The organism is Blastococcus sp. MG754426, assembly GCF_021699055.1.
Classification (GTDB): domain Bacteria; phylum Actinomycetota; class Actinomycetes; order Mycobacteriales; family Geodermatophilaceae; genus Blastococcus.
In genome coordinates this window covers 20868-29197 of the sequence record NZ_SSXC01000064.1, presented here as the reverse complement: position 1 = coordinate 29197, position 8330 = coordinate 20868, and the positions used below count along the sequence as shown (strand labels likewise).

Annotated in this window: 7 protein-coding genes; 3 read left to right on the top strand and 4 right to left on the bottom strand. The window is 73.5% G+C overall.

Going from position 1 to position 8330, the window contains the following annotated elements; genetic code table 11:
* From E9549_RS17510 to E9549_RS17500, 3 genes are all read right to left on the bottom strand, one after another.
* On the bottom strand, window positions 1-1058 hold a 1058-nt coding region (locus E9549_RS17510), incomplete at its 3' end, for an ABC transporter permease (RefSeq protein WP_236827873.1).
* 46 nt (window positions 1059-1104) lie between these two features.
* Window positions 1105-2046: an ABC transporter permease gene (locus tag E9549_RS17505; RefSeq protein WP_255714706.1), complete on the bottom strand. Its 942-nt coding sequence runs from the start codon at window positions 2044-2046 to the stop codon at window positions 1105-1107.
* Entirely contained in the window at window positions 2043-3572 is a 1530-nt protein-coding gene (locus tag E9549_RS17500) for an ABC transporter substrate-binding protein (RefSeq protein WP_236827871.1), read from the bottom strand. The genes E9549_RS17505 and E9549_RS17500 overlap by 4 nt, the downstream gene beginning before the upstream one ends.
* Window positions 3573-3611: 39 nt before the next feature.
* Between E9549_RS17500 and E9549_RS17495 the strand changes: the two genes are divergently transcribed.
* Genes E9549_RS17495 through E9549_RS17485 form a run of 3 tightly spaced genes read left to right on the top strand, consistent with a single transcriptional unit; the run spans window position 3612 to window position 6907 of the window.
* A complete protein-coding gene (locus E9549_RS17495) occupies window positions 3612-4811 on the top strand; it encodes a hydroxymethylglutaryl-CoA reductase (protein WP_236827870.1) in 1200 nt (399 codons plus the stop codon).
* Between the two features lie 33 nt (window positions 4812-4844).
* Window positions 4845-5867 carry a dipeptide epimerase gene (locus E9549_RS17490; protein WP_236827869.1) on the top strand — a complete coding sequence of 341 codons (1023 nt, stop codon included), beginning with the start codon at window positions 4845-4847 and terminating at the stop codon, window positions 5865-5867.
* Window positions 5864-6907, top strand: a complete 1044-nt coding sequence (locus E9549_RS17485; protein WP_236827868.1) for a DUF1611 domain-containing protein — start codon at window positions 5864-5866, stop codon at window positions 6905-6907. The genes E9549_RS17490 and E9549_RS17485 overlap by 4 nt, the downstream gene beginning before the upstream one ends.
* Before the next feature lie 196 nt (window positions 6908-7103).
* Here E9549_RS17485 and E9549_RS24275 read toward each other — a convergent pair whose 3' ends face one another.
* Window positions 7104-8318 carry an acyl-CoA dehydrogenase family protein gene (locus tag E9549_RS24275; RefSeq protein WP_236827867.1) on the bottom strand — a complete coding sequence of 405 codons (1215 nt, stop codon included), beginning with the start codon at window positions 8316-8318 and terminating at the stop codon, window positions 7104-7106.
* Window positions 8319-8330 lie beyond the last annotated feature (12 nt).

Here is an 8330-nt window from a genome sequence, read left to right as displayed (position 1 = left end):
CGCGCCGGTCTGCTCGGCGACGAAGGCCTGCCGCTTGTGCGCCATCTCGTCGGTGTAGTCGTGCTCCCGGTCGCGGGGGACGCGGGCGCGGTGCGCGGGTCGAGCACGTCGCGGAGGCCGTCGCCGAGCAGGTTGAAGCAGAGCACCGTCAGGAAGATCGCCATCCCCGGGAAGAACGCCAGCCACCAGGCCAGCTCGATGAACCCGCGCCCCTCGGCCAGCATCAGCCCCCACGAGGGGTTCGGCGGCTGGGTGCCCAGGCCGAGGAACGACAGCGCCGCCTCGGCCAGCACCGCGAACGCCAGGCTGATCGAGGTCTGCACGATGATCGGCGGGGCGGCGTTGGGCAGGATGTGGCGGGTCAGGATCCGCCAGTCCGAGGCCCCCACCGAGCGGGACGCCCGCACGTACACCTCCTCGCGCACGCCGAGCACGCTGGCGCGGGTGACCCGGGCGAAGATCGGCGTGTAGACGATGCCGATGGCCAGGGCGGTGTTGCCCGACCCCGGCCCCCGCACGGCCAGGACGGCGATCGCCAGCAGCACGGCCGGGAACGCGAAGAGCATGTCCATGAAGCGCATGAGGACGTCGTCGACCCACCTGCCGTAGTAGCCGGCGAGCAGGCCGATCAGGGTGCCGACGACGAGCGCGAAGCCGACCGCGAGGAAGCCCACCCGCAGCGACACCGAGGCGCCGAGGACGACCCGGCTCAGGATGTCGCGGCCGAGGTCGTCGGTGCCGAACGGGTGCTCCCAGCTCGGCGGCTGGAGCCGGTCGGTCACCGAGATCTCGTTGGCCCCCTGCGGCGCGAGGGCGTCGTCGAAGACCGCCACGACCACGATGAGCAGCAGCACCACCGAGGCGATCGCCGCGGTCGGGTTGTGCGCCAGCAGGCTCAGCGTCTCCCGCCAGCGCGGGCGGGCCGGCCGCAGCGTCGGCGCCGCGGGCTCCGCCTCCCGCTGCGGCGCCCCGCCCGGCGGCTCCTCCGGCGTCTCCGGCGGCCGGCCGCCGTCCCGTCCCTGGGCGGGCGGGGGTCCCGGTGTCGGCTGGATGCTCATGGCAGCAGGCCTCGGCTGGATGTCGCCCGCAGGACTCGGCGGTGTCTCATCGGCGGATCCGGGGGTCGATGGCGGAGTAGAGCAGGTCGACGACCAGGTTGATGACCAGGAAGACCAGCGCGAACAGCAGGATCGCGCCCTGGAGCACCGGGTAGTCGCGCGCCTGGACCGCCTGCAGCGCGAGCTGCCCCAGCCCCGGCCACGAGAAGACGATCTCGACGACGACCACCCCCGAGAGCAGGTAGGCCAGCTGCACGCCGGTCACGGTGACCAGCGGCAGCAGGGCGTTGCGCAGGACGTGCCAGGTGAACACCTGCCGTGTGCCCAGCCCCTTGGCCTGCGCCGTCCGCACGTGGTCGGCGCCCAGGGCCTCGAGCACGCTGGACCGGACGAACCGGGTGATCACCGAGCCGGAGACCACGCCGGTGACCAGCGCCGGCATGAGCAGCCGCTGGAGCCAGGCGCCGGGGTCCTCGGTGAGCGGGACGTAGCCCCCCGAGGGCAGCCAGCCCAGCGTCCCGGCGAAGACGAGGATGAGCACGATGCCCATCCAGAAGTCGGGCACCGAGATGCCGAACTGGCTGATCACGGTGGCCACGCGGTCGACCAGCGACCGCGGGCGCAGCGCCGAGACCGTGCCCAGCGGGACGGCGATGAGCAGCGCCACGAGGATCGAGGCGAACGCCAGCGTCAGCGTGGCCGGCAGCCGCTCGCCGATCAGGGAGGTGACCGTCTCGCCGCTGCGGAAGCTCACCCCCAGGTCACCGGTGAGCGCCCGGCCGGTCCAGCCGAAGAACTGCTCGACCAGCGGCTGGTCCAGCCCCGACCGCTCGCGCAGGGCGTCGTAGCTCTCCTGGGAGAACCGGGTGCCCAGCGCGAGCCGCACCGGATCGCCCGGTACGAGGTGCACCAGGGCGAACACGATGACGCTCACCCCGGCGAGGACGACCGCGGACTGGCCGACCCGCCGGAGGACGTAGCCGGTCAGGGCAGCTCCACGCCTTCGAAGTTGATCGCCTTGTCGGCGCGGATCTCGTACCCGGAGAGCCCCGGCGCCCAGGCCTGCACGACGTCGGGGTTGTAGAGGTACAGGTAGGAGACGTCGTCGACGATCAGCGTCGCGGCCTGGTCGTAGAGCTCCTTGCGGGCGTCCTGGTCGGTCTCCGTGGAGGCCTGCGCGAGCAGCTCGTCGACCTGCGGGTTGCTGTAGCCCTGGAAGTTGCTGGAGCCGTCGGTGATGTGCTGGGCGTGGTAGAAGTCGAACGGGTCGATGTTGCCCAGCCAGCCCAGCATGAAGGCGTCGAAGTCACCCTGCGCCTGGCGGTCCAGCCAGGTCGCGAAGTCCACCGTCTGGACGTCCACGTCGACGCCGATCGGCTCCAGCTGGCTGGCGATGACCTGGGCGGCGGTGACGGTCTCGGGGAACTCGTCGGTGACCATCAGCCCCATCGTGATCGGCGTCTGGACGCCGGACTGCTCGATGAGCGACTGCGCCTCCTCCGCACTGGGCTCGAACGGCGCGTAGTCGAAGTAGAAGAAGCTGTCCTCGGGGATCGCGGTCTGGTTGGGCTGCGCCGCCCCGAACCGGGCCGCCTCGGTGACCGCCGCCCGGTCGACCGCGGTGGCGATCGCCTGGCGCACCTGCGGGTTGCCGAAGGGCTCCCGGTCGTAGTTCATGCTCATGTACCAGTAGTCGACGCTCGGCGTGGTGGCGAGCTCCACGGAGTCGTCGCCCCCGAGCGACTCGATCTGCTGCGGCGGGATGTTGTCGGTCCACTGCACCTCGCCGTTCTGCAGCGCGGTGAGCGCGGCGGCCGGCTCGGTGATGTAGCGGAACTCGACCCCGCCGATGCTCGGTGCGCCGCCCCAGTAGTCCTCGTACGCGGCGAGCTCGGTGCTGCTGGCGTCGGAGCTCTCCAGGGTGAACGGGCCGGTGCCGACCGCCTCGGTGGTGAGGTCGTACTCGTCGGCCGCGCCCTCGGGGAGGATCGCCATGCCCTTGAAGGCGCCGATCAGCGCGGGCAGGTTGGGCGTCGGCTGGCTGACGGTGATCTCGACGGTCTGCGGGTCGACGGCCTCGACGCTCTCCACGGTGGCGAACCGGTAGGCGTTGCTGAGCTCCTCGTCGATGATCCGGTTGTAGGAGTAGACGACGTCGGCCGCGTCGAACTCGCTGCCGTCGTGGAACGTGACGTCCTCGCGCAGGTTGAACGTCCAGGTGAGCCCGTCCTCGCTGACCTCCCAGTCGGTGGCCAGGCTGGGCTCCATCGTCAGGTCCTGCGCGTTCGGGACGACGAGGGTGTCGTACACGTTCTCCAGCACCTGGAAGCTCGGGTAGGCGCTGGTCACGTGCGGGTCGAACTGGTCGGGCTGGGCGCTGACGGCGGCCACCAGCACGTCGCCGCCGCCCCCGCCGCCGCCCCCGCCGGTGTCGACGCTCTCGCCGCCGCCGCTGCACGCGCTGAGGACGAGCGCACCGGCGGCGCCCAGGGTGATCGATCGGGTCGTGCGCACGGGAACCTCCGGGGTCTGGGCAGGTCGTCCACCTCGACCTTGCTCCCGTATCCGCAGGTTGGCGACCCCGCGCACCGCGCCCGCGTCCCCCGCGACCGGGAGCACGACTACACCGACGAGATGGCGCACAAGCGGCAGGCCTTCGTCGCCGAGCAGACCGGCGCGGGGCTCGACCACGTCGGCCGCTACTCCATCGACCCCGCCCTGCTGCCCGGCAACATCGAGAACTTCACCGGCGTCGCCCAGGTGCCCCTGGGCCTGGCCGGGCCGCTCACCCTGCGGGGCGAGCACGCCCGGGGCGACTTCTTCGTGCCGATGGCCACGACCGAGGGCACGCTGGTGGCCAGCTACAACCGCGGGATGCGGGTGATCGCCGAGTGCGGCGGCGCCCGCACCACCGTCGTCGACGACCACATGCAGCGCGCGCCCGCCTTCATGTTCGACGACGCGCTGGCGGCCCGGGAGTTCGGCCGGTGGGTGGAGGAGAACACCGACGGCATCCGCGCGGCGGCCGAGGCCACGACCCGCTCGGGGCGGCTCACCTACATCGGCCAGCACCAGATCGGCCCGCTGCGCTACCTGCGCGTCAACTACACCACCGGGGACGCCGCCGGCCAGAACATGACCGGCAAGGCCACGCTCGCCGCGTGCGAGTGGATCCGCGAGAACCACCCCGACCACCCGCGGTACGTCCTCTCCGGCGCGATCGACACCGACAAGAAGCACTCGCAGATCAACATGCTGATGACGCGCGGGAAGCGCGTCGTCGCCGAGGTGACGATCCCCGACGAGGTGCTGCGCCGGCTCACCGGCGTCAGCACCCGGCAGCTGTTCGAGTACCGGCAGATCGGCATGGCGGGCGCCTTCATGTCCGGCGCGGCCTACAACGGCGCGCACGCCGCCAACGGGCTCACCGCGATGTTCATCGCCACCGGGCAGGACGCCGCCAACGTCGCCGAGTCGCACTCCGGCGTCACCTACACCCAGCTCCTGGAGAACGGCGACTACTACTGGTCGACGACGCTGACCTCGCTCATCGTCGCCACCTACGGCGGGGGCACCGGGCTGCCCACCCAGCGCGAGTGCCTCGAGGTGCTCGGCTGCTACGGCAGGGACAAGGTGCACAAGTTCGCCGAGATCTGCGCGGGGGTCGTGCTGGCCGGCGACATCTCGCTGACCTCGGCGATCCTGGCCGGGGACTGGGTGACCAGCCACGACGCCCTGGGCCGCAACCGGTAGCCGCGGGGTGGCGGCGGCCACCAGACTGCCCGGGTGGAGCTCACCTGCCGCCCCCTGACGCTGCACCTGCGCGACACGTTCACCATCGCCCGCTCGTCGGTGGACACCGAGGAGGTGCTCGTCGTCGAGGTGGACGACGGGGGCGTCCGCGGGCGCGGCGAGGGGGCGCCGGTGGCCTACTGGGGGGAGTCCGTGGCCGGGATGGCCGACGCCGTCGCCTCGGACGGGCCCGCGTTGCTCGGCGGTGACCTGCGCGACGTCGAGGGCATCGCCCGGAGGCTGCGCGCCTGGGACGGGCCGCAGGGGGCGAAGATGGCGCTCGACGGCGCGGTGCACGACTGGGTGGGCCGGCGCTACGGGCAGCCGGTGTGGCGGCTGCTGGGGCTCGACGGGGTGCTGCCGCCGACCAGCTTCACCATCGGGATCGCGCCCGTGGAGGAGACCGTCGCCCGGGTGCGGCGCGCTCCCGGTTTCGCCGTCTACAAGGTGAAGGTCGGCGGCCCGGGGGACCTGGAGCGGCTGGAGGCGATCCGCTCGGTCACCGGTGCCCGGCTGCGGATCGACGGCAACGAGGGGTGGACCTTCGACCAGGCCCGCGAGCTGCTGCCGCGGCTGCGGGAGCTGGGGGTGGAGATGGTCGAGCAGCCGTTCCCGGCCGCCGACCTGGACTCCTTCGCCCGCTACCGGGAGCTGCCCGACCGGCTGCCGGTCTACGTCGACGAGGGCTGCCGGGACCTCGCCTCGGTGCCCGCCGTCGCCGGATACGCGGACGGCATCGTGGTGAAGCTGGCCAAGTGCGGGGGCATCCGCGAGGCGCAGCGGATGCTGGCAGCGGCCGCGGCGCTGGACCTGCGGGTGATGCTCGGCTGCATGATCGAGTCCCCGCTCGGCATCGCCCAGGCCGCGCAGCTCGGGCCGCTGGCCGACCTGGTCGACCTCGACGCCCACCTGCTCATCTCGGACGAGCCCTTCACCGGCCTCGGGCTCGACGCGGGGCGGGTGGTGCTGCCCGACGCGCCGGGCCTGGGCGTCGAGCCGGCCGGGGGCCCGGCGTGAGCGGGGAGCGCCTGGCGGTGCTGACCGGGGGGCAGCTCGCCGAGTCCTACGCGAAGACCGCCCACGGGGTGCTCCGCTACGGCACCCGCGAGGTGGTGTGCGTGGTCGATGCGGCGCACACCGGGCGGCGGGCGGTCGACGTCGTCCCGTTCTGCGCGTCCCCCGCCCCCGTGGTCGCCGACGTGGCGGCCGCCCGGCAGCTCGGGGCGACGACGCTGCTGCTCGGCGTCGCCCCGCTCGGCGGCCGGCTGACCGCGGCCTGGCGGGAGGCGCTGCTGACCGCGCTGCGGCTGGGCATGCACGTCGAGGCCGGGCTGCACACCGACCTGCGGGCCGATCCGGAGCTCGCCGCCGCCGCCCGGGCGTCCGGCGTCGGGATCCGCGACCTGCGCGCGGTCCCCGACGACCTCGGGGTCCCGCTGGCCGGGCCGGTCGGTGCCCGCGTGGTGCACACGGTCGGGTCGGACTGCGCGATCGGGAAGATGAGCGTCGTCCTGGAGCTGGACCGGGCCGCCCGCGACCGCGGCCTGGGCTCGGTGTTCGTGGCCACCGGGCAGACCGGCGTGGCCATCGCGGGGTGGGGCATGGCGGTCGACCACGTGATCTCCGACTTCGTCGCCGGCGCGGCCGACCGGCTGGTGCGGGAGGGTGCGGCGCGCGGCGACCTGATCTGGCTGGAGGGGCAGGGCTCGATCTACCACCCGGCCTACTCCGGGGTGACCCTCGGCCTGCTGCACGGGTCCTCGGCGGACGCGCTGGTGCTGTGCCACCGGGCCGGGCGCACCGCGATCGCCGACTACCCGGGCACCGCCCTCCCGCCGCTGGCGGTGATCGTGCGCGACTACGAGCAGGCCGCGGGCTGGGTGCGCCCGGCCCGGGTCGCCGCCGTCGCGCTGAACACCGGGGGGCTCGACGACGCCGCCGCGCGGCGGGCGTTCGACGAGGCCGCGGCGGAGACCGGGCTGGTCACCGACGACGTCGTCCGCTCCGGCGCCGGGCGGGTGCTCGACGCCGTGCTGGCCGCGCTGGGCCCCGGCTGAGCGGGCGGCCGCCCGCCGAGCCCCGACCCGGCCGGCGGGCTCGCTCCCCGGAACCCGCGACACCTCCCGAGGGCAGTAGCGCTCTGCCCCGCCCGCGTGGGCAGAGCCCTACAACCGGGAGGGCCACACCGACCCCGGCCCGTCGCCGGTCGGGGCGCCCCGGGCGGGCCGGCCACGGCGCCGCCGGGAGCCCGCCTCAGCGCACGTGCACGCCCGAGAGGGTGCGGGCGATGACCAGGCGCTGGATCTCGGAGGTGCCCTCGAAGATCGTGTAGATCTTCGCGTCGCGCGCCATCCGTTCGACCGGGTAGTCGCGCGTGTAGCCGTTCCCGCCCAGGATCTGCATCGCCTGCTCGGTCACCCGCACCGCCGTCTCCCCGGCGACCAGCTTGGACATCGAGCCCTCCGCGGCGGTGAACTGCCGGCCGTTGCGGGCCATCCACGCCGCCCGCCACACCAGCAGCCGGGCGGCGTCGATCCGCGTGCGCATGTCGGCGAGCTGGAAGGCGATCGCCTGGTTCTCGACGATCGGCCGCCCGAACTGCACCCGCTGCTTCGCGTAGTCCAGCGCGTAGTCGTAGGCGGCCCGCGCCACCCCGACCGCCTGCGCGCCGACGGCCGGCCGGGTGCGTTCGAAGGTGGCCATCGACGGCTGGGTGCGGCCGCTCTTCAGCCCCTCCCGGGCGCGGGCGAGCCGCTCCTCCAGCCGCTCGCGGCCGCCGAGCAGGCAGTCGCCGGGGATGCGGCACCCGTCGAGCACGACCTCGGCGGTGTGCGAGGCGCGGATGCCGTGCTTGAGGAACTTCTGCCCCTGGCTGAGGCCCGGGGTCCCGGGCGGGACGACGAAGCTGGCGTGCCCGCGGGCCTTGAGCTCGGGGTCGACGACGGCGGTGACCACGTGGATGTCGGCGATCCCGCCGTTGGTGGCCCACGTCTTGGTGCCGGTGAGCACCCACTCGTCGGCCGCCTCGTCGTAGACCGCCCGGGTGCGCATCGCCCCGACGTCGGAGCCGGCATCGGGCTCGCTGGAGCAGAACGCGGCCACCTTCGGCTCGGCCTCCGTGCCGAACATCGCCGGGATCCACCGCCCGACCTGCTCGTCGGTGCCGTTGGCCCGCACGCTCGCCGCGGCCAGCGTGGTCCCGACGATCGCCAGCCCGATCCCGGCGTCACCCCAGAAGAGCTCCTCCATGGTGAGCGGGATGCCGAGACCGGACTCGTCGAACCACTGGGTGGCGAAGAAGTCCAGCGAGTACAGGCCGATCTTCGCCGCCTCCTGGAGCACCTCCCACGGGAAGGCCTCCCGTTCGTCGTACCCGGCCGCGGCCGGGCGCACCACGTCGGCGGCGAACTGGTGCACCCACTTCTGCAGCTCGAGCTGGTCCTCGGTGAGGTCGAACGACACGGGCACGCGGGGCTCCTC